Source organism: Kitasatospora sp. NPDC033851, from assembly GCF_055576085.1.
This window is the reverse complement of record NZ_JBVIRL010000002.1, coordinates 118,829-143,227: the sequence shown is the minus strand read 5'-3', so window position 1 is coordinate 143,227 and position 24,399 is coordinate 118,829. Positions and strand designations below refer to the sequence as shown.

Annotated in this window: 19 protein-coding genes and 1 pseudogene; 17 read left to right on the top strand and 3 right to left on the bottom strand. The window is 73.2% G+C overall.

Annotated features, from left to right (window positions below; all coding sequences use genetic code 11):
- Positions 1–22 precede the first annotated feature (22 nt).
- Positions 23–682, top strand: coding sequence for a trimeric intracellular cation channel family protein (locus ACZ51D_RS03850; protein ID WP_360498757.1), 660 nt, complete (start codon positions 23–25; stop codon positions 680–682).
- Here the strand turns inward: ACZ51D_RS03850 and ACZ51D_RS03845 are convergent.
- Positions 588–1,355 carry an IclR family transcriptional regulator gene (locus ACZ51D_RS03845; RefSeq protein ID WP_465661100.1) on the bottom strand — a complete coding sequence of 256 codons (768 nt, stop codon included), beginning with the start codon at positions 1,353–1,355 and terminating at the stop codon, positions 588–590. The two genes, ACZ51D_RS03850 and ACZ51D_RS03845, sit on opposite strands and share 95 nt — an antisense overlap.
- Before the next feature lie 222 nt (positions 1,356–1,577).
- Between ACZ51D_RS03845 and ACZ51D_RS03840 the strand changes: the two genes are divergently transcribed.
- From ACZ51D_RS03840 to ACZ51D_RS03825, 4 genes are all read left to right on the top strand, one after another.
- A complete protein-coding gene (locus tag ACZ51D_RS03840; protein WP_465661098.1) occupies positions 1,578–2,759 on the top strand; it encodes a cysteine desulfurase family protein in 1,182 nt (393 codons plus the stop codon).
- 91 nt (positions 2,760–2,850) lie between these two features.
- Positions 2,851–3,987, top strand: a complete 1,137-nt coding sequence (gene mnmA, locus ACZ51D_RS03835; RefSeq protein ID WP_465617734.1) for a tRNA 2-thiouridine(34) synthase MnmA — start codon at positions 2,851–2,853, stop codon at positions 3,985–3,987.
- 178 nt (positions 3,988–4,165) lie between these two features.
- Complete coding sequence (locus ACZ51D_RS03830; RefSeq protein ID WP_465661096.1) at positions 4,166–5,386, top strand: alpha/beta hydrolase family protein; 1,221 nt, start codon at positions 4,166–4,168, stop codon at positions 5,384–5,386.
- Between the two features lie 177 nt (positions 5,387–5,563).
- Positions 5,564–6,121: a Uma2 family endonuclease gene (locus ACZ51D_RS03825; protein WP_465661094.1), complete on the top strand. Its 558-nt coding sequence runs from the start codon at positions 5,564–5,566 to the stop codon at positions 6,119–6,121.
- Between the two features lie 16 nt (positions 6,122–6,137).
- On the opposite strand, the gene ACZ51D_RS03820 is transcribed toward ACZ51D_RS03825, so the two are convergent.
- Positions 6,138–6,374, bottom strand: a complete 237-nt coding sequence (locus ACZ51D_RS03820) for a hypothetical protein (RefSeq protein WP_465617740.1) — start codon at positions 6,372–6,374, stop codon at positions 6,138–6,140.
- A gap of 11 nt (positions 6,375–6,385) precedes the next feature.
- Entirely contained in the window at positions 6,386–6,607 is a 222-nt protein-coding gene (locus ACZ51D_RS03815) for a P-loop NTPase family protein (protein ID WP_465617742.1), read from the bottom strand.
- A gap of 81 nt (positions 6,608–6,688) precedes the next feature.
- Between ACZ51D_RS03815 and ACZ51D_RS03810 the strand changes: the two genes are divergently transcribed.
- The 12 genes and pseudogenes from ACZ51D_RS03810 (at position 6,689) to ACZ51D_RS03755 (ending at position 24,305) form a co-directional block, all read left to right on the top strand.
- Positions 6,689–7,213, top strand: coding sequence for an LOG family protein (locus ACZ51D_RS03810; RefSeq protein WP_465661092.1), 525 nt, complete (start codon positions 6,689–6,691; stop codon positions 7,211–7,213).
- A 13-nt stretch (positions 7,214–7,226) separates the two neighbouring features.
- On the top strand, positions 7,227–7,916 hold the full coding sequence (locus tag ACZ51D_RS03805; protein ID WP_465661090.1) for an SDR family oxidoreductase: 690 nt from the start codon (positions 7,227–7,229) through the stop codon (positions 7,914–7,916).
- 36 nt (positions 7,917–7,952) lie between these two features.
- On the top strand, positions 7,953–8,963 hold the full coding sequence (locus ACZ51D_RS03800) for a methionine synthase (protein WP_360498771.1): 1,011 nt from the start codon (positions 7,953–7,955) through the stop codon (positions 8,961–8,963).
- Between the two features lie 19 nt (positions 8,964–8,982).
- Positions 8,983–11,268, top strand: coding sequence for an NAD-dependent DNA ligase LigA (ligA, locus tag ACZ51D_RS03795; RefSeq protein WP_465617748.1), 2,286 nt, complete (start codon positions 8,983–8,985; stop codon positions 11,266–11,268).
- Between the two features lie 385 nt (positions 11,269–11,653).
- Positions 11,654–13,408: pseudogene (locus tag ACZ51D_RS03790) on the top strand (putative bifunctional diguanylate cyclase/phosphodiesterase); the annotation flags it as partial.
- 199 nt (positions 13,409–13,607) lie between these two features.
- Positions 13,608–13,904 (top strand): Asp-tRNA(Asn)/Glu-tRNA(Gln) amidotransferase subunit GatC, encoded by a 297-nt coding sequence (gene gatC, locus ACZ51D_RS03785; protein ID WP_030057414.1) that lies wholly within the window; start codon positions 13,608–13,610, stop codon positions 13,902–13,904.
- A gap of 5 nt (positions 13,905–13,909) precedes the next feature.
- Positions 13,910–15,403 carry an Asp-tRNA(Asn)/Glu-tRNA(Gln) amidotransferase subunit GatA gene (gene gatA, locus ACZ51D_RS03780; protein ID WP_360498775.1) on the top strand — a complete coding sequence of 498 codons (1,494 nt, stop codon included), beginning with the start codon at positions 13,910–13,912 and terminating at the stop codon, positions 15,401–15,403.
- A complete protein-coding gene (locus tag ACZ51D_RS03775; RefSeq protein ID WP_360498777.1) occupies positions 15,400–15,660 on the top strand; it encodes a hypothetical protein in 261 nt (86 codons plus the stop codon). Before gatA ends, ACZ51D_RS03775 begins: the two co-directional genes overlap by 4 nt.
- Before the next feature lie 87 nt (positions 15,661–15,747).
- Positions 15,748–17,250: an Asp-tRNA(Asn)/Glu-tRNA(Gln) amidotransferase subunit GatB gene (gene gatB / locus ACZ51D_RS03770; RefSeq protein WP_465617789.1), complete on the top strand. Its 1,503-nt coding sequence runs from the start codon at positions 15,748–15,750 to the stop codon at positions 17,248–17,250.
- A gap of 297 nt (positions 17,251–17,547) precedes the next feature.
- A complete protein-coding gene (locus ACZ51D_RS03765) occupies positions 17,548–17,706 on the top strand; it encodes a hypothetical protein (protein WP_360498779.1) in 159 nt (52 codons plus the stop codon).
- A gap of 134 nt (positions 17,707–17,840) precedes the next feature.
- Positions 17,841–20,888, top strand: coding sequence for a helix-turn-helix transcriptional regulator (locus ACZ51D_RS03760; protein ID WP_360498781.1), 3,048 nt, complete (start codon positions 17,841–17,843; stop codon positions 20,886–20,888).
- A 459-nt stretch (positions 20,889–21,347) separates the two neighbouring features.
- Positions 21,348–24,305, top strand: a complete 2,958-nt coding sequence (locus ACZ51D_RS03755; RefSeq protein WP_465661405.1) for a putative bifunctional diguanylate cyclase/phosphodiesterase — start codon at positions 21,348–21,350, stop codon at positions 24,303–24,305.
- Positions 24,306–24,399: the final 94 nt, after the last annotated feature.

The window sequence follows — 24,399 nt, the reverse complement described above, 5'->3', positions numbered from 1 at the left end:
CCCATCAGGTACAAAGGGGACGGTGACCTCGCAGATCTTCCCCTCCGACGTGCAGCAGTCGCTGGACCTCGTCGGCATCTTCGTCTTCGCCCTCTCCGGGGGCCTGCTCGCCGTCCGCAAGAACATGGACATCTTCGGGATCTGTGTGCTGGCCGAGGTCACGGCCCTCGGCGGCGGGGTGATGCGCGACCTGGTGATCGGGGCCACCCCGGTCGCCGCCTTCACCAACCTCGGCTACTTCGTGACCCCGCTCGTCGCCGCGCTCGTGGTGTTCTTCCTGCACCCCGAGGTCGAGCGGATCAACCGCGCGGTGCAGACCCTGGACGCCCTCGGGCTCGGGCTGTTCTGCGTCACCGGCACCGCCAAGGCGCACGACTACGGACTCGGCGCGGTCGCGGCGATCGCGCTCGGCATGGTCACCGCGGCCGGCGGCGGCGTGATCCGCGACGTGCTGGCCGGGGAGATTCCCTCGCTGCTGCGCTGGGACCGGGAGATCTACGCCGTACCGGCCCTGGTCGGTGCCGCGCTGGTCGCCGCGCTGATCGGCGCGGACCGGCTCACCGGCGTCACCGGCACCGCCGCCGCGCTCACCGCCTTCGGCCTGCGGATGCTCGCCCTGAGGTACGGCTGGCGCGCCCCGCGGGCCTGGCACCGCAACGGTTCTCGCACCAGCGAGGAGTAGGCGAGCCGCCGTACGCGAGCGAGATCGCCTCGGCCGTGCAGAGCAGCTCCGGCACCATCCGGGCCAGTTCGGCCGGCGGCACCTCGCCGGCCGGGGCGCTCAGCGCGCAGGCCGCGACCGTCCGCCCGCCGCTGCCCGCGACCGGCGCGGCCACACAGGTCACCGGCTCCCGGTGCTCGGCGGACTCCGCCGCCCAGCCCCGGCGGCGCACCGCCGCCAGCTCGGCCTCCTCGCACGGCCCGTCCGCGGGCAGCCCGGCCAGCAGCACCCGGCCGACCGCCGTACCGGTCACCGGGGCGCGGCGCCCGATCCGGGACGGCCCGGCGGCCGACGGCCCGGCCACCTCGTCCAGGTACAGCACCTCGCCGTCGTGCAGCACCGCGAGCCGGACGGTGAACCCGCTGCGGGCGTTGAGCGCGGCCAGGTACGGCGCGGCGACCTGCCGGACGTCGAAGTCCTCCAGGGCCCGGTGGGCCAGCGAGAGCACCCGGCCGCCGAGCCGGTAGCGCAGGTCGGGCTGGCGCCGGGCGAAGCCGTGCTCCTCCAGGGTGCGCAGCAGCCGCAGCGCGGTGGACTTGTGCACCCCGAGGGTGCTCGCGGCCTGGTCGAGGGAGAGCGGTGCCTCACCGAGCGCGCCGAGCAGGGTCAGCGCGCGGTCGACCGACTGCGTCATGGCGCCCCCTGTGGATCCGGCTTGGAAGTGTGCGTCAGGCTAACCGCTGGGGGGCGTAGTGGTACAAACCAGTGCCGGACGCCGCCGTCCGGAATTGGTACAGACCAGCGGTGGGTGCCCGGTTGTTCGGGTGCGGTCGGGTATCGGCCCGTACGCGCGATGGCCGGATCGATGCGCAGGCCTGGAGGGCCGCCCCGTACAGCCCTCTACAATCGGATGGTTATGCCATACCTGGACCATGCGGCGACCACGCCGATGCTGCCCGAGGCGATCGCCGCGATGACGGCGCACCTGGGGGTGGTCGGCAACGCCTCGTCCCTGCACGCGGCCGGCCGCCGAGCCCGCCGGGTGGTCGAGGAGGCCCGCGAGTCGCTGGCCGATTCGCTCGGCGCCCGCCCCAGCGAGATCGTGCTCACCGGCGGCGGCACCGAGTCCGACAACCTGGCGGTCAAGGGCCTCTACTGGGCCCGCCGGGACGCCGACCCGGCCCGCACCCGGGTGCTGTGCAGCCCGGTCGAGCACCACGCGGTGCTGGACGCGGTGCACTGGCTCTCCGAACACGAGGGCGCCTGCGTCGAGTACCTGCCGGTGGACCCCCTGGGCCGGGTGCACCCCGAGGCGCTGCGCGCCGCGATCGAACACGACCCCTCGTCGGTCGCCCTGGTCACCGTGATGTGGGCCAACAACGAGGTCGGCACCATCCAGCCGGTACACGAACTCGCCGCCGTCGCCGCCGAGTACGGCATCCCGATGCACGCCGACGCGGTGCAGGCGCTCGGTCAGGTCCCGGTCTCCTTCGCCGAGTCGGGGCTCACCGCGCTCACCGTCACCGGTCACAAGATCGGCGGCCCGTTCGGCATCGGCGCGCTGCTGCTCTCCCGGGGCGCCGCACCCGTACCGCTGCTGCACGGCGGAGGCCAGGAACGCGACGTACGCTCCGGCACCCTGGACGCCCCCGGCGCCGCCGGCTTCGCGGCCGCCGCGACATGGGCCGTGGAGCACCGCGAGGAGCACGCGGTGGCCCTCGGCACGCTGCGCGACGAACTGGTGGCCTCCGTCCTGGCCGCCGTGCCGGACGCCGTCCTCAACGGCGACCCGGCCGCCGAGGGCCGACTGCCCGCCAACGCGCACTTCTCCTTCCCCGGCTGCGAGGGCGACGCCCTGCTGATGCTGCTCGACGCGGCGGGGATCGAGTGCTCCACCGGCTCCGCCTGCACGGCCGGGGTGCCGCAGCCCAGCCACGTCCTGCTCGCGATGGGCGTCGACCCGCTGCTGGCCCGTGCCTCGCTGCGGTTCTCGCTCGGGCACACCTCGGTGCCGGAGGACGTCACGGCGATCGCGGAAGCCATCGGCCCGGTCGTCCAGCGGGCGCGCAACGCCGGGCTGGCATCGGTGCGGCGCTGACACGGGGCTGATGCGGCGCCGAGGGTGCGCCGAGGGGGCGCCGATATCGGCTCGGGGAACAGTCGGTTCAACCCGTACGCTTATTGGCATCATGACTGACTTCCCGGGTGCCCCGACCACTCCGTCCACTGGCCGTCTGCGCGTGCTCGCGGCGATGTCCGGCGGAGTCGACTCCGCCGTCGCCGCCGCCCGCGCCGTCGAAGCGGGGCACGAGGTGACCGGCGTCCACCTGGCGCTCTCCGCCAACCCGCAGTCCTTCCGCACCGGCGCGCGCGGCTGCTGCACCATCGAGGACTCCCGGGACGCCTGGCGAGCGGCCGACGTGATCGGCATCCCGTTCTACGTCTGGGACCTCGCCGAGCGCTTCCGCGAGGACGTCATCGACGACTTCGTCGCCGAGTACGCGGCCGGGCGCACCCCCAACCCGTGCCTGCGCTGCAACGAGAAGATCAAGTTCGCCGCGCTGCTGGACAAGGCCGTCGCCCTCGGCTTCGACGCCGTCTGCACCGGCCACTACGCCCGGATCGTCGACCTGCCGGACGGCTCGCGCGAACTCCACCGCGCGGTCGACGCCGCCAAGGACCAGTCGTACGTGCTCGGCGTCCTCGACGCCGACCAGCTCGCCCACTCCCTCTTCCCGCTCGGCGACACCACCAAGGACGTCATCCGCGAGGAGGCCGAGCGCCGCGGCCTCGCGGTCGCGAAGAAGCCGGACAGCCACGACATCTGCTTCATCGCCGACGGCGACACCCAGGGCTTCCTCGCCAAGCACCTCGGCACCGCGACCGGCGACATCCTCGACACCGACGGCACCAAGCTCGGCGAGCACGACGGCGCGTACGGGTTCACCATCGGCCAGCGCAAGGGCCTGCGCATCGGCCGCCCGGCGGCGGACGGCAAGCCGCGGTACGTCCTCGACATCTCCCCGGTGAACAACACCGTGACCGTCGGCCCGGTCGAGGGCCTCGACGTCACCGCGCTCACCGCCATCCGCCCCCGCTGGTGCGGCACCGAGCCCCTGGCCGACGGCCGCTACACCGCCCAACTGCGCGCCCACGGCGAGGAGGTGCCGGTGGACGCCTCGGTGGTCGACGGCGAGCTCCACGTCCGCCTCGACACCCCGGCCCGCGGCATCGCCCCCGGCCAGGCCGTGGTGCTGTACGACGGCACCCGCGTCGTCGGCTCCGCCACCATCGCCACCACCGAACGCCCGGCCGTCAACGCCTGAGCACACCCGCCTGTCCCGCCCGCGCCGCCGGTTCGGGGGCGCGGGTGCGGGCGTGGGGTGGGCGGGGCCGTGGTCATCCCATTGGATGACGCCGCTGAATCCCGCGGATGACCACGGCCGGAGATTGCATTCGTCGGGCTGATTCGACGGTCCGGGCCGCAAACCTAATCTCAGGGCCATGAACCGAACCCGCCGTATCGCGGCCATCGCGGCCCTCGCCCTCGCCCTGCCCCTCCCGCCGGCCGGGGCCGCCATGGCCTCGTCGCCGTCGCTGTCGTCGTCGCCTTCGCTGTCGTCGCCGCCGTCCGCCACCGCGCCCGCCGCTGTCGCCGACGCCTCGACCCCGGCCGCCTTCCACGGCGAACTGCCCCGCCCGACCGGGCCGTACGCGGCCGGCGAGGAGGTCCTGCACCTGACCGACCGGGCCCGCACAGACCCCTGGGTACCCTCCGCCGGGCCCCGGCAGCTGACGGTGTCGATGTTCTACCCGGCCCGGCAGGACACCGGCGCGCCCGCCCCGTACATGAGCCTCGGCGAGGCGCAGGGCTTCGTGGCGACCCGGGTTCCGCCGGGGACCGGACTCCAGCCGCAGGACCTCGCGGACCTCAGGACCTACGCCTACACCGACGCGAAGGCCGCAGGCGGGAAGTTCCCGCTGGTGGTCCTCTCCCCGGGCTTCGAGAACCCCCGCGCCACACTGACCGGCCTGGCGACCGACCTGGCCGCCCACGGCTACGTCGTGGCCCTGGTCGGCCACCCCTACGAGGACTCCGGCGAGACGCTCGCCGACGGCAGCACCCCCGGATGCGCCCTGTGCGAGACCGGGGCACCGGACACGCTCCCCGACAGCCGCGCGAAGGACGTGTCGTTCGTCCTGGACCAGCTGACCGGGCACCACCCGGCCTGGCGCCTGGCCCACCTGATCGACCGCAGCCGCATCGGCATGGCCGGACACTCGATCGGCGGCGCGTCAACGCTGACGGCGATGGCCGAGGACCAGCGGATCCTCGCCGGAGTGAACATGGACGGAACGTTCTTCCCGCCGACCCCGACCGACAGCCTCAAGGGACGCTCCTTCCTCCTGCTCGGGAAGCAGAGCGACCACTCCGCCGGCAGCGGAGACCCGTCCTGGGGACAGACCTGGGCGGGCTGGGACGGCTACAAGCCCTGGCTGGCCGTCGCCGGCACGGCGCACGCCGGCTTCACGGACGTCCCCATCCTGGCCGCCGAGGCCGGCCTTCCCCTCCCCCCGGACCTGACCACCTCGCCGGAGCGCGGGATGCAGCTGACCCGGGAGTACGTCGGAGCCTTCTTCGACCGGACCCTGAAGGGAATCCACCAGCCCCTCCTCGACGGCCCCTCGGCAGCGAACCCCGAGGTGCTCTTCCAGCACCCGTGATCAGCCGCCACCCAGGGCGAGTGGACAGGGGCCTCCTGCGCGCTTCGCCGCGAGAGGTGGTCTTGAGCATGAGTGATGGCGCCGGGGAGTCCCGTCCTGCTCCTACCGCCGGGCCTTCACCCGCGTGACGGATCCGGCGGCTACGATGCCCGAGGCGCACCCCCCGGAGAGGACGGCATGACCTTCTACGAGCAGCACCGGGACTTCATCGAGGAGTTGGAGCGGATTGCCCCGGAAGGCGTCCGGATCGAATGGTCCGGAGACACGCTGATCATGCAGGCGTCGCCGTCCAACATCCATCAGCTCAACATGGCCCAGGTGCGCAGGCAGTTCGAGCAGCACGCTCCTGACGGCTACCTCCCCACGGAGCGGAGCGAAATCGTCAGCCCGGACGTCTCCAAGGGGCGCGAGCCGGACCTGACGTACCTGCCGGTGGAGGTCCTCTCCGGGGCGGGCAACAAGGCTCCGGCTGCGGAAGCCCTGATCGCCGTGGAGATCGTCTCACCGTCCAATCCGGGGAACGACTGGATGGACAAGCTGTACGACTACGCGGCGATGCGCATCCCGCTCTACCTCATCGTGGACCCGCGCCAGCAGACGGTGACGCTGTTCTCCGATCCGAACCACGACCGGTACCACACCCGCAGCGACCGGAAGTTCGGCGACGCGATCGGCATTCCGGAGCCGTTCGGCTTCACGCTGAGCCTGTCGGAGCTCGTTCCGTACCAGGACTGAGCTCCGGAGCCGGGCTCTACTGCACCTCGCGGTACCAGCGCCGGTGCACCAACGGCTCGACGCACAGCACCGCCGCGCCCGCGACCACACCGACCAGCAGGGCCGCCGCGCCGCCGCCGTTCAGCAGGGCACCGACGCAGGCGGTGGCGACGGCGGCCGGCCGCAGCAGCGTCAGCGGGCCGAGGCCGATGACCATCGCCAGGGTGCCGGCGCGGAACGGCAGGGTGATGTAGGCGGCGAGCGAGAGCAGCACCGCCGCCGCGCTCAGCCGCTGGAGTTCGTACGCGCGCTGACGAGCAGCCGGTCCACCGCCACGGGGTCGAGTGCGCCGTCCCGGTCGACGGGCAGCCCGGCGACGACCCGGGCCGCGCGTCGGTCCCCGTTCTCGCGCAGCCGCCGGACGACCTCGTCGCGAGAGACCGGGAGCCGGCGGCCGTCGCACGGATCCACGGCCGTGATCAGATCGGATATCTCAAGGTGGCGCACGCGCAGCACCTCAGGGGTTGCCCGTGGTCGCCGTAATGCCGGTGAGCGGGGGCGCCGGGGCGTGATAGACCAATCAGCACTATGAATATCTGCGTTTTCTGCTCCGCGTACTCGCTCGATGACCGCTACACCGCCCCCGCCGCCGAGTTCGCCCGGCTCCTGGGGGAGGGCGGGCACACCCTGGTGTGGGGCGGCTCGAACGCCGGCCTGATGGGCCTGCTGGCCGACGAGGTGAAGGCGGCCGGCGGAAAGCTCGTCGGGGTCATGGTGGAGATGCTGAAGCACAAGGGCTACGTCGGCGCCGACGAGCTGGTCATGACCGGCGACCTGGCCGAGCGGAAGGCCGAGCTGGCGGCCCGGGCGGACGCGATCGTCGTCCTGGTGGGCGGGCTGGGCACGCTGGACGAGGTCACCGAGGTGCTGGAGCTCAAGAAGCACGGGATGTTCGAGAAGCCGGTGGTCGTCCTGGACACCGAGGGCTTCTACTCGGGCCTGCGGACGCAGTTGGAGCGGATGGACGCCGAGGGCTTCCTGCCCCGGCCGCTCGCCGAGCTGATCACCTTCGCCGACACGCCCGCCGAGGTTTTTGCGCAGCTCAAGGCCTGAGAGGATCGGAGCCATGGCTGCACATCTGATCACCGGCGCCGGCTCCGGCATCGGCGCCGTCCTGGCCGGGAAGCTCGCCGAGCGCGGGGACGACCTCTGGCTACTGGCCCGCGACGCCCGCCGCGCCGCCGAGCTGCGGGAGCGCTTCCCCGGGGCGAAGACCCTGGTCGGCGACCTCGGCGACCCGGCCAAGCTGTCCTGGGCCTTCGGGCACCAGGCGCTGCCGATCGAGCTGGACTCCCTGCTGCACGTCGCGGGCGTCGTCGAGCTGGGCACGGTCGGCGACCTGCCGGTGAAGGCCTGGCAGGAGACGCTGAACGTCAACCTGGTCGCCCCCGCCGAGCTGACCCGCCTCCTGCTGCCCTCCCTCCGCCTCGTCAAGGGCCACGTGGTCTTCGTCAACTCCGGTGCGGGCCTGAACGCCCACGCCGAGTGGTCGGCGTACGCGGCCAGCAAGCACGGCCTGAAGGCGCTGGCCGACTCGCTGCGCGCCGAGGAGCACGCGGGCGGCGTCCGGGTCACCTCGGTCTACCCCGGCCGCACCGCCACCGCGATGCAGGTCAAGGTGCACCAGCAGGAGGGCAAGGAGTACGACGCCGAGCGCTGGATCGAGCCCGAGTCCGTGGCCAAGGCGGTCCTGGCCGCCCTGGACACCTCCCGGGACGCGGAGATCACGGACATCACCGTCCGCCCCGGGTACTGACCGACCCGGCAGGCGCCGCGCACTAGGCTCGGACGGGTGAGCACTCCCCACCCCTTCCCCGACCTGCGCGGCGCCGCCACCGGTGTCGGCTCGCTGCCCGGTGTCGACGCCCGTGAGGCCGCCAAGACGGCCACCGGCGCGTTGGAGCACCTGCCGTTCCTGCCCGAGCTGCCCGCGCGCGGCCCCGGCGCCGACATGATCGGGCGCGGAGCCGGTTTCCTCGTCGAGCTGTTCGCGCAGACCGAGCCCAGCGGCTGGCGGTTCACCGACCGGCCCGGCCGGGACACCAAGCGCGCCCATTCCTGGCTCGGCGAGGACCTGGACGCCCTGGAGGAGTTCACCCAGGGCTACCAGGGCGCGCTGAAGGTCCAGGCCGTCGGCCCGTGGACGCTGGCGGCGAGCATCGAGCTGAAGTACGGCGAGAAGGCGCTCTCCGACCACGGCGCGTGCCGGGACATCGCCGGCTCGCTCACCGAGGGCCTGCGCCGCCACCTCGCGGACGTCCGCAAGCGCGTACCCGGTGCCCAGGTGGTCCTCCAGCTCGACGAGCCCTCGCTGCCCGCCGTCCTGACCGGCTCGGTGAAGACCGCCAGCGGCTTCCAGCGGCTGCGCGCCGTGGACCGGCAGGTGGCCGAGGAGGTGCTGCGGGAGGTGATCACCAACCTCGACGCGCCGGTCGTGGTGCACTCCTGCGCCCCCGAGGTCCCGATCCCGCTGCTGCGCCGCGCCGGGGTGGCCGGCGTCTCCCTCGACTTCGCGCTCCTCACCGAGCGGTCCGACGACGACCTCGGCGAGGCCGTGGAGGCGGGCACGATGATCCTCGCCGGTGTCGTCCCCTCCACTGACCAGGCGGTGTCCGACCCGGCCGGTAGTGTCCAGGGTGTCAGGACCTTGTGGCGCAGGCTCGGGTTCGCCCCGGAGCTGCTGGGCCGTCGCGTGCTGGTGACGCCGACCTGCGGGCTGGCCGGGGCCTCCCCGGCGTACGCGCGCAAGGCGCTGTCCCAGAGCGTGCGGGCGGCGCAGAGCCTGGTGGACAACCCGGAATGAGAACGTAGGAGGGCTTGCGGTGACGGCTGTCGAGGGCAAGGACGTCCCGGCGGAGGTACGGCGGCGGCACGCCGAGCTGGCGCAGGAGGTCACCGACCACCGCGTCCGGTACTACGAGCAGGACGCGCCGGTCGTCACCGACTCCGAGTTCGACGCCCTGATGCGCGAGCTGGAGGCGCTGGAGGCCGAGCACCCGGCCCTGGCCACCCCGGATTCGCCCACCCAGAAGGTCGGCGGCGCCCCCACCGAGCTGTTCGCCGAGGTGGAGCACCGCGAGCGCCTCCTCAGCCTCGACAACGCGATGGACGACGAGGAGCTCGCCGCCTGGGCCGAGCGCGTCGCGAGCGAGCTGCACGGCATCGACTACCACTACCTGTGCGAGCTCAAGGTGGACGGCCTGGCCGTCAACCTCACCTACGAGAACGGCCAGTTGGTGCAGGCGGCGACGCGCGGTGACGGCCGGGTGGGCGAGGACATCACCGCCAACGTCCGCACCATCAAGGAGATCCCGCACCAACTCAAGGGCGACGACATCCCCGAGCTGGTGGAGATCCGCGGCGAGGTCTACTTCCCGACCGAGGCCTTCGAGGCGCTCAACGCCTCGTTCGTGGCGGAGAACGAGCGCCGCCGCCTGGAGAACGAGGAGCGCGCCAAGGAGGGCAAGCGGCCCCGGGCGATGATCCGGCTGTTCATGAACCCCCGCAACGCCGCCGCCGGTTCGCTGCGCCAGAAGGACCCGCTGGTCACCGCTTCCCGCCCGCTGCACATGGTGGTGCACGGCATCGGCGCCCGGATCGGCTTCGACATCGACAACCAGTCGCACGCCTACCGACTGCTGCACGACTGGGGCCTGCCCACCGCCCGGCACAACAAGGTGGTGAAGACCCTCGACGAGGTGCGGGCCTTCATCGGGCACTTCGGCGAGCAGCGTCACTCGGTCGAGCACGAGATCGACGGCGTCGTGGTCAAGGTGGACGAGATCGCCCTGCAGGGCCGGCTCGGCGCCACCTCCAAGTCCCCGCGCTGGGCGATCGCCTGGAAGTACCCGCCGGAGGAGGTCACCGGCAGGCTCGCCCAGATCCGGGTCGGCATCGGCCGCACCGGCCGGGCGACGCCGTTCGCGGTGCTGGCCGAGCCGGTGAAGGTGGCCGGTTCGATGGTGCAGTACGCGACGCTGCACAACCAGCAGGTCGTCAAGGCCAAGGGCGTGCTGCTGGGCGACACGATCGTGCTGCGCAAGGCCGGTGACGTGATCCCGGAGATCCTCGGCCCGGTGGAGAACCTGCGGGACGGCACCGAGCAGGAGTTCGTGATGCCCTCGCACTGCCACGAGTGCGGGGCGGAGCTGCGCCCGATGGCCGAGGGGGACATCGATCTGCGCTGCCCCAACGCCCAGTTCTGCCCGGCACAGATCCGGGAGCGGATCGCCTTCCTGGGCGGCCGTTCCTCGCTGGACGTCGAGGGCCTCGGCTACGTCGCGGCCACCGCGCTGACCCAGCCGCTGGAGCCGACGGAGGCGCCGGTGCGGGACGAGGGTGACATCTTCGGGCTGACGATGGAGCAGCTGCTGCCGATCCAGGTGCTGGTGCGCGACCAGAAGACCGGCATGCCCAAGCTGGACGACCGGACCGGCAAGGAGAAGAAGGCCACCTTCTTCGCCAACCAGAAGGGCGAGCCCAAGAAGACCGCCGCAATCCTGCTGGAGAACCTCGAGAAGGTGAAGGAACGTCCGCTCTGGCGGTTCCTCAACGGTCTCTCGATCCGGCACGTGGGGCCGGTCGCGGCCCAGGAGCTGGCCCGGGAGTTCCGCGACCTGGACCGGATCTTCTCGGCCACCGAGGAGGAGCTGGCCGCGGTCGAGGGGGTCGGGCCGATCATCGCCCGGTCGGTGGTCGAGTGGTACCAGGAGGAGTGGCACCGGCAGATCCTGGAGAAGTGGCGTGCCGCGGGTGTCCGCTTCGTCGAGGAGTTCGCGGACGAGGAGGAGGCGGAGCGCCCGCTGGAGGGTCTGACCGTCGTGGTGACCGGCACCCTGGCCGGCCACACCCGGGACGGCGCCAAGGAGGCGCTGACCTCGCGCGGAGCGAAGGTGACCGGTTCGGTTTCGAAGAAGACCGATTTTGTGGTCGCTGGTGACAACCCAGGGTCCAAGTACGACAAGGCTGTTCAGCTCGGACTGCCGGTCCTGGACGACGCGGGCTTCGCCGCACTGCTGGCCGGCGGACCGGCCGCCGCCCGCGCCCACCTGGGACTTCCGGAGCCGGAGGAGGCCGCCGAGCCGTCGGAGGCGCCCGCCGAGGGCTGACCCGGGGCCGACCCGAGCGGCGGGTGGCCGAATCCGTGTTGTTATCGTCCTGATGCAACGTCACCGGGTGCCGTGCAGTGAAAGCGGGCATTGTGTCACTGTGTGACACTCGGGCGGGTCAGCGCGTTTCCGGTTGTCCGAAAGTCTGCCCACCGGGTGGACCCCGGCATACCCTGGAGCGCAACAGAATGTCAGCAGGGGTGGGGGCACCGGCTGTGCCGGTGCTCCTCGGGGTCGCTCCATGCCCGGCAGCTGTCGGTACCGGCACGGTGCCTCACCGTAAGGCGGCCTGACGGGGCGGGCCCGACGGAGGACAGGGCTTATGGATCGTACGACCGGCGGTGCGCCCACACGCCCGCCGCAGGGGGTGGCAGGTGCGGTCCTGCTGCTCGGCGTGCTGCTGGCCGGAGCTGCGCCGCTCATCCCGCTGGCCGTCCTGGTCTACCGGTACGAACCCGAGCTGCTGCCGCTGTTCGCGGTGCCCCTGGCCGTGCTGGTCGCGGCCTGGCGGATCGCCCGGGACCGCGCCCGCGACCAACTGACCGACCCGCTGACGGACCTGCCCAACCGTCAGGCCCTCCTGCTGGCCGCCCAGGAGGCGATCGCCGAATGCGACCCGGGCTTCAGCGTCGGTCTCATCCTGCTTGACCTCGACCGCTTCCGATCACTCAATGACACACTTGGTCATACGGCCGGTGACCGCCTGCTGGTTCACATTTCCCGCCGACTGCACCGCGCGCTGCGCTCCGGCGGACCGGCCGGCAGCGCCACCCGGGAGTCCATCGACGACGTCTTCGCCGGGCTGCCCCGGCACTACCGGCGCGGCCGCCCGATGGTGGCCCGGATGGGCGGCGACGAGTTCGCCGTCCTGCTGCCCGGCATCAACTGCCCGGACAGCCTGGAACGTGTCGCCAAGGCACTGATCGCCGAACTGGCCGCCCCGATCCGGCTGGACGGGCTGCTGCTCGTCCTGGAGGCCAGCGCCGGCGTCTGCGTCTACCCGCAGCACGCCCAGGACGCCGAGTCGCTGCTGCGCCGCGCGGACGTCGCGATGGGCCACGCCCAGCGCGGCTGCAGCGGCGTCGCCCAGTACGACGAGACCCAGGACGCCGACACCCCCTACCGGATCGGACTGCTCGGGGACCTGCGCCGGGCCCTGGAGACCGGCGAGGTACAGCTGCACTACCAGCCGAAAGTGGCCTTCGACGGCCGGGTGGTCGGCCTGGAGGCCCTGCTGCGCTGGGACCGCCCCGGCCAGGGCCGGGTCTCGCCGGACGAGTTCGTCGGGCTCGCCGAGTCCAGCGGCCTGATGCCCCGGCTCACCGACTACGTGCTGGAGGCCGCGGTCGGCCAGCTCGCCTACTGGCGCGACCAGGGGCTGCAGGTGCAGGTCGCGGTCAACGTCTCGCCGCGGGACGTGCTCAACCCCGGCTTCGCCCAGCGCGTCGCCGGCCACCTCGTGCGCCACCAGGTGCCGGCCCACGCGCTCCAGCTGGAGATCACCGAGCGGCTGCTGCTGGACGACTCCCGGCGGGCCGCCGACACCCTCGCCGAACTGCGTGGCTACGGCGTGGGGATGTCCCTGGACGACTTCGGCACCGGGCACTCCTCGCTGGTGCGGCTGCGCAGCCTGCCCGTCGGCGAGCTGAAGATCGACCGCTCCTTCGTCTCCCGCATGGTCATCGACGACCACGACGCGGCGGTGGTGCGCTGCTCGGTGGAGCTCGCCCACTCGCTGGGCCTGACCGTGGTCGCCGAGGGCGTCGAGGACGACGAGACCTGGGAGCGGCTGCACTGCATGGGCGTGGACGCCGTCCAGGGCTGGCTGGTGTCGGCCGCGATGCCGGCCGAGCAGGCCACCGCCTGGCTGCTGGTGCACCGCACCGGCGCCCCGCCGGTGGAGCGACTGGGCGCGCCGCCCCAGCTGCGCGCCGGCTTCCAGTCGGTCCAGGGCATGCCGGTCCAGGGCAAGCCGATCGTCCAGCCGGCCATCCCGCCCGTGCTGCCGCCGACGCTCCCGCCCGTGCTGCCGCCGGTGATGCCCCCCGTGCTGCCGCCGGTGGTCCAGGCGGCGCAGGCCGCGCAGATGGAGATCAAGGCGCCGAGCGCGCAGAGTTGGGCCCGCTTCCGGTCGCAGTGACGGACGCGGCGGTGGGGGCGCCGGCTCGGCGGTGACGGGCGCCGCGGCTCACTCGTTGGCCGGTGGCCGGGCCGGGCCCCATAGGATGGGTCCAAAGACCATGAGGACGGAGCGCCGAACCCGGCTGCTCCTGCCCGGGCCCGGCACCGCCCGCAAGGCACCGCCGGGTCTCACCAGAACTCACCCTGAGGATCGCTGCATGCCTGGCATCACGCGCGAGGAGGTCGCCCACCTCGCCCGGCTGTCGCGTCTTGAGCTGAAGCCCGAAGAGCTGGACCACTTCGCCGAGCAGCTCGACGTGATCATCGGCGCGGTCGCCCGCGTTTCCGAGGTCGCCGGACAGGACGTCCCGCCGACCTCCCACCCGCTGCCGCTGACCAACGTCATGCGCGCGGACGAGGTGCGGCCCTCGCTCACCCCGGAGCAGGCGCTGTCCGGCGCCCCCGCCGCCGAAGAGCAGCGTTTCCGTGTGCCGCAGATCCTCGGGGAGGACTGACCGAGATGACCGAGCTGATTCGCTACACCGCCGCCGAGACCGCGGGCGCCATCGCCAAGGGCGAGGTGTCCGCCGTCGAGGTCGCGCAGGCGCACCTGGACCGCATCGAGGCCGTCGACAAGAAGGTCAACGCCTTCCTGCACGTCGACACCGAGGGCGCGCTGGCCGCCGCCAAGGCCGTCGACGAGAAGCGTGCCAAGGGCGAGGAGCTGGGCCCGCTGGCCGGCGTCCCGCTCGCGCTGAAGGACGTCTTCACCACCAAGGGCGTCCCCACCACCTGCGGCTCCAAGATGCTCGAGGGCTGGATCCCGCCGTACGACGCCACGCTGACCTCCCGTCTCAAGGACGCCGGCGTCGTCATCCTCGGCAAGACCAACATGGACGAGTTCGCGATGGGCTCCTCCACCGAGAACTCCGCCTACGGCCCGACCGGCAACCCGTGGGACCTCACCCGCATCCCCGGCGGCTCCGGCGGCGGTTCGGCCGCCGCGCTGGCCGCCTTCGAGGCCCCGCTGGCGATCGGCACCGACACCGGCGGCTCGATCCGCCAGCCCGGCGCCGTCACCGGCACCGTCGGCGTCAAGCCGACCTACGGCTCGGTGTCCCGCTACGGCCTGGTCGCCTTCTCCAGCAGCCTGGACCAGGGCGGCCCGTGCGCCCGCACCGTGCTGGACGCGGCGCTGCTGCACGAGGCCATCGCCGGGCACGACCCGCTGGACTCCACCTCGATCGACGCGCCGGTCCCGGCCGTGGTCGAGGCCGCGAAGATGCGCGACGTCCGCGGCATGCGGATCGGCGTCGTCAAGGAGTTCGCCGGCGAGGGCTACCAGGCCGGCGTGATGGAGCGCTTCAACGAGTCGGTGGAGCTGCTGCGCGAGCTGGGCGCCGAGGTCGTCGAGGTCTCCTGCCCGTCGTTCACCCTGGCGCTGCCGGCGTACTACCTGATCGCGCCGAGCGAGTGCTCCTCCAACCTGGCCCGCTTCGACGCGATGCGCTACGGCCTGCGGGTCGGCGACGACGGCACCCGCTCGGCCGAGGAGGTCACCGCGCTGACCCGTGAGGCCGGCTTCGGCGACGAGGTCAAGCGCCGCATCATCCTGGGCACCTACGCCCTCTCCTCGGGCTACTACGACGCCTACTACGGCTCGGCCCAGAAGGTCCGCACGCTCATCTCGCGGGACTTCGACGCGGCCTTCGCCGGCGTGGACGTGCTGGTCTCGCCGACCACGCCGACCACCGCCTTCCCGATCGGCGAGCGCGCCGACGACCCGATGGCGATGTACCTGGCCGACCTGTGCACGATTCCGTCGAACCTGGCGGGCAACGCGGCCATGTCGCTGCCGGTCGGCCTGGCGCCGGAGGACAATCTCCCGGTCGGCCTGCAGATCATCGCACCCGCGATGGCGGACGACCGCCTGTACCGCGTGGGCGGCGCCGTCGAGGCCGCACTCAACGACAAGTGGGGGCACACCCTGCTGGAGGAGGCACCGGCACTGTGAGCAAGATCGAGAAGGCGAAGGCCCAGTCGACTTCCTTGAAGGGCTTCAAGCACTCGAAGCCCGGCCTGTGGCTGTCCATCGGCACCAGCGCCTTCGGCGCGGTCTCCATCGCCAAGGACGTCCGCAAGGCCCGCGAGGAGAGCGACACCCTCAAGCTGGTCAACGCCCTGGTCGGCGCCGCCGCGCTGATCACCGGCACCGCCCTGCTGGTGCGCGAGCTGCGCCGGCTGGGCTCCGACGACGTGCTGCTGGGCTGAGCCGAGCGCCCAGGCCCGGCTCCGCGCGAGCGGCGGCCGGGCCCGTACCTCCCGAGTCTTTAGTTGAGAAGGGACGCTGTGAGCGTCATGACCCTGGTCTCCTACGAGGACGCTCTGGCGTCGTACGACCCGGTGATGGGCCTTGAGGTCCACGTCGAGCTCGGTACCAAGACCAAGATGTTCTGCGGCTGCTCGACCGAGCTGGGCGCCGAGCCGAACAGCCAGACCTGCCCGACCTGCCTGGGCCTGCCGGGCTCGCTGCCGGTGGTCAACGCGGTCGGCGTGGAGTCGGCCGTCAAGATCGGCCTGGCGCTGAACTGCGACATCGCCGAGTGGTGCCGGTTCGCCCGGAAGAACTACTTCTACCCGGACATGCCCAAGAACTTCCAGACCTCGCAGTACGACGAGCCGATCGCCTTCAACGGCTACCTCGACGTGCAGCTCGAGGACGGCTCGACCTTCCGCGTGGAGATCGAGCGCGCCCACATGGAGGAGGACACCGGCAAGTCCAGCCACGTCGGTGGCGCGACCGGCCGCATCCACGGCGCCACCCACTCGCTGCTCGACTACAACCGGGCCGGCATCCCGCTGATCGAGATCGTCACCAAGCCGATCGAGGGGGCCGGCGAGCGCGCCCCCGAGGTCGCCAAGGCGTACGTCGCCGAGCTGCGCGAGGTCATCCGCTCCCTCGGCGTCTCCGAGGCCCGGATGGACAAGGGCCAGATGCGCTGCGACGTCAACCTGTCGCTGCGCCCGAACGGCACCGAGAAGTTCGGCACCCGCTCGGAGACCAAGAACGTCAACTCGCTGCGCAGCGTGGAGCGGGCCGCCCGGTACGAGATCCGTCGGCACGCCACCGTGCTGAGCGACGGCGGCACCATCGTCCAGGAGACCCGTCACTTCCACGAGGACGACGGCAGCACCACCTCGGGCCGGATCAAGGACAACGCCGAGGACTACCGCTACTTCCCCGAGCCGGACCTGGTGCCGGTGGCCCCCGCCCGCGCGTGGGTCGAGGAGCTGCGCGCCGCCCTGCCCGAGCTGCCGCGGGTGCGCCGCGCCCGGCTGCAGGCCGAGTGGGGGCTGTCCGACAAGGACATGCAGTCCGTCCTCAACGCCGGTGCGGTGGGGCCGATCCAGGAGACCATCGCGGCCGGTGCCCCGGCCGACCAGGCCCGCAAGTGGTGGATGGGCGAGCTGGCCCGCCGTGCCAACGAGACCGGCACCGAGCTGAGCGAGCAGCCGATCACCCCGGTGCAGGTCGCCCGGGTCGCCGCGCTGGTCGCCGAGGGCAAGCTGAACGACAAGCTGGCCCGCCAGGTCATCGAGGGTGTGCTGGCCGGCGAGGGCGAGCCGGACGAGATCGTCGAGAAGCGCGGCCTGGCCGTGGTCTCGGACGACTCCGCGCTGGGCGCCGCCGTCGACCAGGCGATCGCCGAGAACGAGGGGATCGCCGCCAAGATCCGCGACGGCAAGGTCCAGGCCGTGGGCGCGCTGGTCGGCGCGGTCATGAAGGCCACCCGCGGCCAGGCCGACGCCGCCCGCGTGAAGGACCTGATCCTCGAGAAGCTGGGCGTGGAAGGACAGTAAGCACGGCCTGGAGAAGCCGGGCGGCTCCGCCTGAGCGGCTTCTTCCCAGGGCACCTAGGCTGTCGACCCTTCCTTCCTAAGGCGCCTAAGGCATCTAAGGCCCTCTAAGTAAGGTCTAAGGCCCGGTCTCACCCCCGTAATGGGGTGAGGCCGGGCCTTAAACCTTTCCCGGCGCCCGATCTAAGGCCTCCGGGCCCCCGAAGATCGGGCACGCTCCCGATGCCGCACCCCCCACTGGGAGAGGAAGCTCTTACCTGTCAGCAAGACAGCAGTGAGAACCCACAAAGGGGACCTGAAGTGATCGAGTACCAGACCTTCCAGCAACACGCCCACGAGCTCGTGGCCCGCGCCGAGCACGAGCGCCTGGTGCGCGAGGCCAAGGAGGCGCGCCGCCTGCGGCAGCGTCCGGTGGCCACCCGCTTCCAGCGGCGCCCCGTGCGTCAGCCCGAATGCTGACGGTGCGGCACCAGGGCGGTGCCGACGGAGTTACGGAGGGGGAGACGCTGCGAGTGAGCGTCTCCCCCTCCGGGCGTTCGCCAGGGGAGATAACCCCTCGGCCGGTCCCCACCGGCTATGGCATGCTCGCCTCCATGCAGCAGATATCGGTCAGCCCCGTCTTCGTCGGCCGTGGCAGCGAGATCACCGAACTGACCGACGCGCTGCGCCGGGCGGGCACCGGCAGCCCGCAGGCCGTGCTGATCGGCGGCGAGGCCGGCGTCGGCAAGACCCGGCTGCTGGAGGAGTTCCTGCAGCGTGCCGCCGACCGGGGCGCGGTCACCTCGCTCGGCAGCTGTCTGGAGGTCGGCGCCGAGGGCCTGCCCTACGCGCCGCTGGCCGCCGCACTACGCCGGCTGCACCGCTCACTGGGCGCCGAGTTCGAGGCCGCGGCGGCCGGCAGCGAGGGCCATCTCGCCCGCCTGATCTCCGAGTTCGGCGAGGCCGACGGCGAACCCAACGACGAGTACGGCCGGGCCCGGCTGTTCGAGCACACCGCGAGGCTGTTCGAACGGCTCGGCGCGGAGCGTACCCTCGTCCTCGCCGTCGAGGACCTGCACTGGTCCGACCGTTCCACCCGCGAACTGCTCGCCTTCCTGGTGCGCACCCTGCACCGCTCCCGGGTGCTGCTGGTCGCCACCTACCGCAGCGACGACCTGCACCGCCGGCACCCGCTGCGCCCCTTCCTCGCCGAGCTCGATCGGCTGCGCACCGTCCAGCGGCTGGAGTTGGCGCGGTTCGTCCGCCGCGAGGTGGCCGCCCAGCTGGCCGGGATCCTCGGCACCGCCACCCCCGACCGCCAGCTGGTGGACCGGATCCACCGCCGCTCGGAGGGCAACCCCTTCTTCGTCGAGGAGCTGGCCACCGCCTTCGAGGACGGCTGCGGCGCCGGGCTGACCGACTCGCTGCGGGACATCCTGCTGGTGCGGGTCGAGGGCCTGGACGAGGAGGCCCAGCGGGTGGTGCGGATCGCCGCCGAGGGCGGCTCGCACGTCGAACACGCCCTGCTGGCCGCCGTCCTGGACGACGACGAGGAGGCGCTGATCGAGGCGCTGCGGTCGGCCGTCGGCGCCAACATCCTGCGTCCGGACAGCGAGGGCGAGGGCTACCGGTTCCGGCACGCGCTGGTCCGCGAGGCGGTTTCGGACGACCTGCTGCCCGGCGAACGCCACCGGATCAACCGCAAGTTCGCGCTCGCCGTGGAGGCCCAGCCGCAACTGGTCTCCTGCGACGCGCTGCCCGCCCGGCTGGCCAACTACTGGTACCACGCGCACGACCCGGCCCGCGCCCTGCCGACCGCCCTGGAGGCCGCCCGCGCGGCCCGCCGCCGCAACGCCTTCGCCGAGCAGCTGGGCATGCTGGAACGGGCCCTGGAGCTGTGGGACATGGTCTCCGAGGAGGTACTGGCGCACACCCTGCGCCCCTACGACTGGGCCGAGACCTACCCGCCGGGCTCCTGCGACCACAGCGCCGCCGACGAGGAGTGCGACCGGATCCAGCTGGAGGACGTGCTGGCCGAGGCGGTGGTCGCGGCCCGGCGCTGCGGCGATCGCGAGCGCGGCCTGAGCCTGGCCAAGCGCGGGGTGCGGCTGGTCGACGAGACGGTGCACCCGGTGCGCGCGGCCTGGTTCCGGATCAACCGGGCCCGGATGCTGGGCAGCCTGCGCCGCTCCGGCGACGAGGCGGAGATCGGCCACGCGCTGCGGCTGGTGGAACCGCTGCCGCCGTCGGCCGTGCAGGCCGAGGTGCTCGCGCTCGGCGCCGGCTCGGCGATGCTCAAGCAGCCCGGGCCCGAGCACCTCGAACTCGCCGAGCGGGCGATCCGGATCGCCGAGCAGGTCGGCGCGCACGCGGTCGAGGTGCACGCCCGGATGACCCTCGGCGGCCTGCGCTACGACGTGCACGGCGACGCCGAGGGCGGGCTGGCCGAGCTCGCCGGGGCGGTCGAGCGGGCCCGCCGGCTGGGCGTGCCCGACCTGCTGCTGCGCGGCATCAACAACCTGGCCAGCATGCAGCGCGGGCTGGGCCGGGCCGAGGACGCCGTCCGGCTGGCCCGCGAGGGCCTGGAGTTCGCGGACGGCAACGGCCTGCTGCGCAACGTCGGCACCATCCTGACCGGCAACCTGGTCGAGGCGCTGACCGACCTCGGGCGGGTCGGGGAGGCCGCCGAGGTGCTCGCCGCCTGCGAGCTGACCAGCCTGAGCGGTACCCACGCCGAGTTCCTGGACCGGATGCGCGGCGAACTCGCCCTGCTGCAGGGCGACCTGCCCACCGCGGCGACCATGCTGGCGCAGGCCCGGTCGGCCAACCGGGTCGGCCAGGTCCAGCACAGCGTGCCGATCAGCCGGCTGGCGGTGCGGCTCGCCGCGCTCGGCGGCCGACCGCTGGAAGCCCGGGCCGAACTGCTCGCCGCGCTGGCGGAGGGCGGACGGCTCGGCCACGAGTCCGACGTCTACCCGCTGCTGGCAGAGGCCGCCGGGGTGGAGGCGGACATCCGGGGCCTGCCGCAGGCCGCGGCGGGCCGGGCCGAGGCGCTGGCCGCGATCCGGGAGGCGGCCGCCGTGCTGCGGCCCAGGGCGCCGCTGCACCATGGCTGGGCCCGGCTGCTGGAGGCCGAACTGGCCCGCGCCGAGGGCGCCGACACCCCCGCGCTGTGGGGCGCCGCGCTCGAGGCGCTGCGGCCGACCGGCCTGCCGTTCCCGCTGGCGCTCGCCCTGCTGCGGGCCGCCGAGGCCGAGGTGCTGGCCGGGCGGCGCGAGGCCGGGGCCGAACTGCTGCGCGAGGCGGCCGAACTGGCGGCCGTACGGGACGACCGGACGCTGGGGGCGCAGATCGCGGGCCTCGCCGAGCGGGCCGGGCTGAGCCTGGCCCCCGCCGAGCGGGCGGCGGCGGAGCCGGCTCCGGCCGCGTCCGTCGGGGACTCCTTCAACCTGACCCCCCGTGAGCGGGACGTGCTCCGATTGCTCGCGCGCGGCTGGACCAACCGGCAGATCGCCGAGGAGCTGTACATCTCTCCGAAGACCGCAAGCGTGCACGTCTCCAACATCCTGGGCAAGCTCGCGGTCGGCGGCCGGGGCGAGGCAGCCGCGCTGGCACACCGGTTGCGGCTGTTCCCGGACGATCCGGCACCGTCCGGCCGTTGAGACCCGGCCCCGCCGCCGGGGCCGGACCGCTCGAGGGCGGTCCGGTCCCGGCCGCGGGGCGCTGCCGTGTGCTCCCGTGTGATCCCGTGCGCGCCGCGTGAGCCCCCGCCCGCGCGCCGCCGCCAACCGGGCCGATCCGTCGGAATCGAGGGCATTTCCCCACCCTTGCGCCATTACTCTAAGTTGAGTGTGTGTGTCATTGAGTGACGGATTTGGTGTAGGGTCCATTTTGGGAGCATCGGTGCGGTGCGGCGACCGGCAGGCCGCCCACCCCCTGGGCCACCGTCCTGACGGGGCGCCAGGTCACCGCGTACGGCCGAGAGGTGCGCGTCCGGTGGCCCGTGGCCGGGGCGCGAGGCCCCGGGCCGGAGGGGGAGAGGCCGAGTGAGCTCCACCGATACGGTGTTGCCCGGAGCCGGACGCCCGGGCGCGCCGCCCGCCGATACGTCCGCCGTCGACATGCCCGCGCCCGCCCGGCGCGGCCCGCTGCGCCGGCTCCTGGAGAGCCGCACGCTGCCCGGGCTCGTCCTGGGCGCACTCTGCCTGGCCTACGCCATGGGCGCCGCCGCCGGCTGGGGATCCCGCCGACTGTCCATCTTCATGGGCGACTTCGGCCTGGCCGCGGCGGCCCTGGCGGCCGCGCTGTCCTGCCTGGTGTACGGCTGCACGGTCGGCGGGCACGCCCGCCCGGCCTGGCTGCTGTTCGGCCTCTCCTCGCTCATGGTCGCCTTCGGCAACGGCACCTGGGGCTGGTACGAGCTGGTCGTGCGCACCCCGCTGCCCCAGGACTCGCTCGCCGAGTACGCCTTCCTGCTGTTCGCCCCGCTTGCCATCACCGGCGTCCTGGTGCTCGCCCAGCGCCCGCGCTCCGCGGCCGGCTGGCTCTGCCTGCTGCTCGACGGCTGGCTGATCGCCGGCTCGCTGTTCACCCTCAGCTGGAGCCTGGCGCTCGGCCGGATCGCGGCCGGCGAGGACGGCTCCCCGCTGCGGCTGGCCCTCAACCTGGCCTACCCGGTGCTGGACATCCTGCTGGTCAGCCTGGTGGTCGGGCTGCGCTTCGGCGGCCGGGACGGCAACCGGGCGGCGGTGCACACCGCGATGCTGGCGCTCGCCGTCACCGTGCTGTGCGACGCCCTGTTCACCTCCCCGGAGCTGCGCAGCAGCTACCACTCCGGCGAACTGCTGGACGCCGGCTGGTTCTCCGGCAGCCTGCTGCTGGCCTGGGCGCCGTGGTCCCAGCGCTGGCGCCGCCCACTGCGCGAGCACCCCTCGGCCGGCGGCCTGCCGCGCCGCCGGGTGGCCACCACCTTCAGCGTGCTCACCCCGTACGCGGCCGCCGCGGTCTGCACCGCCGGCATCCTCTACAACGCCCTCGGCGGGCGTGCGTTGGACCGCGTGGTGGCCGCGGCCGCGTGCACCGTCGGGCTGGCGCTGATCCTCAGGCAAGGCGTGATGCTGCTCGACAACCTGTCGCTGGCCCAGGAACTCGCCCACAAGGAGGCGCACTTCCGCTCCCTGGTGCAGGGCTCCAGCGACGTCATCATGATCGCCGGGGGCAACGGCGTGCTCTCCTACGTCTCCCCGGCCGCGCTCGGCGTGTACGGGCGGGACCCGGAGGAGCTGGTCGGCGGCAACCTGCTGGACCTCGTCCACCCCGAGGACGTGGACCGGGTGCTCTCCGAGGTCCGCCGTTACCTCGCGCGGGTCCGGCTCACCGCCCACCGCGTCCCCGGCACCGCCGAACCCTCCGCCCGGGTGGAGTGCCGGATCAGCTCCGGCGGCGGCGAGTGGCTGCACGTCGAGTCCACGGTCAGCCGGCACCGCGACGGGCTGCTGCTCAACAGCCGGGACGTCACCGAACGCGTCATGCTCCAGGCCCAGTTGCAGCACAACGCCTTCCACGACCCGCTCACCGACCTGCCCAACCGGGCCCTGTTCACCCAGCGCCTGCGGGCCGCCCTCGGCGCCCGCGGCCAGCAGGGCGAGGCGGGCGCCGGGATCGCCGTGCTCTTCCTCGACCTGGACGGCTTCAAGGCGGTCAACGACTCCGCCGGGCACCAGGTCGGCGACGAGCTGCTGGTGCAGGCCGCCCGCCGGCTGCAGGGCGCCGTCCGCTGCGGGGACACCGTGGCCCGGTTCGGCGGCGACGAGTTCGCCGCGCTGGTCTGCGGCCCGCTCGGCCGCCTCCAGGTCCAGGAGCTGGCCGAACGGCTGCGCGTCGCACTCTCCGAGCCGTACTGGATCGGCGGTGCCGAACTCGGCGTCGCCGCGAGCATCGGCATCTCCTTCGGCACCCCCGAGCGCGGCCCGGCCGGCGACCCCAGAGCCGCCGCCGACGAACTGATGCGCAACGCCGACCTCGCGATGTACCGGGCCAAGTCCGAGGGCAAGGGCCGCGTGGTGCTCTACACCCCCGCGATGCGGGCCGACCTGGAGCGCCGCACCGAGCTGGAGGAACGGCTGAGACTGGCCGTCCGGGAGGGCGGCTTCACCCTGCTCCACCAGCCCGTGGTGGACCTCGCCGACGGCACCGTGGCCGGTGTCGAGGCGCAGGCCCGCTGGCGCTCGGCGGGCGGCCTGCTGCTCACCCCGGCCGAGTTCCTGCGCTCCACCGAGCACGGCGACGCGTCCACCCGGTTCTCCCGCTGGCTGGTCCACGAGGCGGTCACCGCGGCCGCCGCCCGGCGCGGCCTGGGCCGCGGCCGAGGCGTACCGGAACCCGTCCCGGTGGCTGTCCGGCTCTCCGCCGAGCGGCTCTGCTCGCCCGGGCTGTACGAGACGGTGGCCGCCGCGCTGCGCGACAGCGGCCTGCCGGCCGGCGAGCTGGTGATCGAGGTGGCCCGGATGGGACCGGACTCGCTCGCCGACGAACTCGGCCGCCGGCTGGCCGCGCTGCGCCGGCTCGGCGTCTCCACCTGGCTGGCCGGCTACGGCGCCGGCAGCGGCTCGCTCGGCGCCCTCGCCCGGCTGCCCCTGGACGGCCTCAAGCTGGACCGCACCCTGGTCCAGGACCTCGGCGAGTCCTCGCTCGCCCGCACGCTCGCCGGGCACGCCCTGCGGCTCGGCCGCGACCTCGGGATGGCCACCGCCGCCGAGGGGGTGGACCTGCCCCGCCAGGTCGCCGTGCTGCAGGAGCTGGCCTGCGGGCAGGCCCAGGGCTCGGCCTTCGCGCCGACGCTGGACGAACCCCGGCTGCGCCGCGCGCTGGCCCGCCGCGGCTACCCGCTGCCGAAGCCGCTCGGCCCGCTCTCCGCCCGGCGCGGATACCCGGCCGCCGACACCCGGACGAGTGGCCGCCCGGACTCCGCGCCGGGACGTGTCGTACGTCACCACGGGGGCGCTGACCTGCCCGAACACCGGGCCACTACTGGTCCGGCAGGTGGTCCGCATGGCGAGACGGTCATCCCACCTGCTTGACACGCCACCCTGGACGGGAGGATGGTCGTTGCCATGCGCACCCGAATTCTCGTACTTGGCGGGCGCGTCGGCTGACAGGGCTCGCTCGCCCTGC

Excerpts from the sequence above, each read along its gene's own strand:
- ACZ51D_RS03845 (WP_465661100.1), bottom strand. The coding sequence starts at position 1,355 with ATGACGCAGTCGGTCGACCGCGCGCTGACCCTGCTCGGCGCGCTCGGT.
- ACZ51D_RS03840 (WP_465661098.1), top strand. The coding sequence starts at position 1,578 with ATGCCATACCTGGACCATGCGGCGACCACGCCGATGCTGCCCGAGGCG.
- mnmA (WP_465617734.1), top strand. The coding sequence starts at position 2,851 with ATGACTGACTTCCCGGGTGCCCCGACCACTCCGTCCACTGGCCGTCTG.
- ACZ51D_RS03830 (WP_465661096.1), top strand. The coding sequence starts at position 4,166 with ATGAACCGAACCCGCCGTATCGCGGCCATCGCGGCCCTCGCCCTCGCC.
- ACZ51D_RS03825 (WP_465661094.1), top strand. The coding sequence starts at position 5,564 with ATGACCTTCTACGAGCAGCACCGGGACTTCATCGAGGAGTTGGAGCGG.
- ACZ51D_RS03810 (WP_465661092.1), top strand. The coding sequence starts at position 6,689 with ATGAATATCTGCGTTTTCTGCTCCGCGTACTCGCTCGATGACCGCTAC.
- ACZ51D_RS03805 (WP_465661090.1), top strand. The coding sequence starts at position 7,227 with ATGGCTGCACATCTGATCACCGGCGCCGGCTCCGGCATCGGCGCCGTC.
- gatC (WP_030057414.1), top strand. The coding sequence starts at position 13,608 with ATGCCTGGCATCACGCGCGAGGAGGTCGCCCACCTCGCCCGGCTGTCG.
- gatA (WP_360498775.1), top strand. The coding sequence starts at position 13,910 with ATGACCGAGCTGATTCGCTACACCGCCGCCGAGACCGCGGGCGCCATC.
- gatB (WP_465617789.1), top strand. The coding sequence starts at position 15,748 with ATGACCCTGGTCTCCTACGAGGACGCTCTGGCGTCGTACGACCCGGTG.
- ACZ51D_RS03760 (WP_360498781.1), top strand. The coding sequence starts at position 17,841 with ATGCAGCAGATATCGGTCAGCCCCGTCTTCGTCGGCCGTGGCAGCGAG.
- ACZ51D_RS03755 (WP_465661405.1), top strand. The coding sequence starts at position 21,348 with ATGCCCGCGCCCGCCCGGCGCGGCCCGCTGCGCCGGCTCCTGGAGAGC.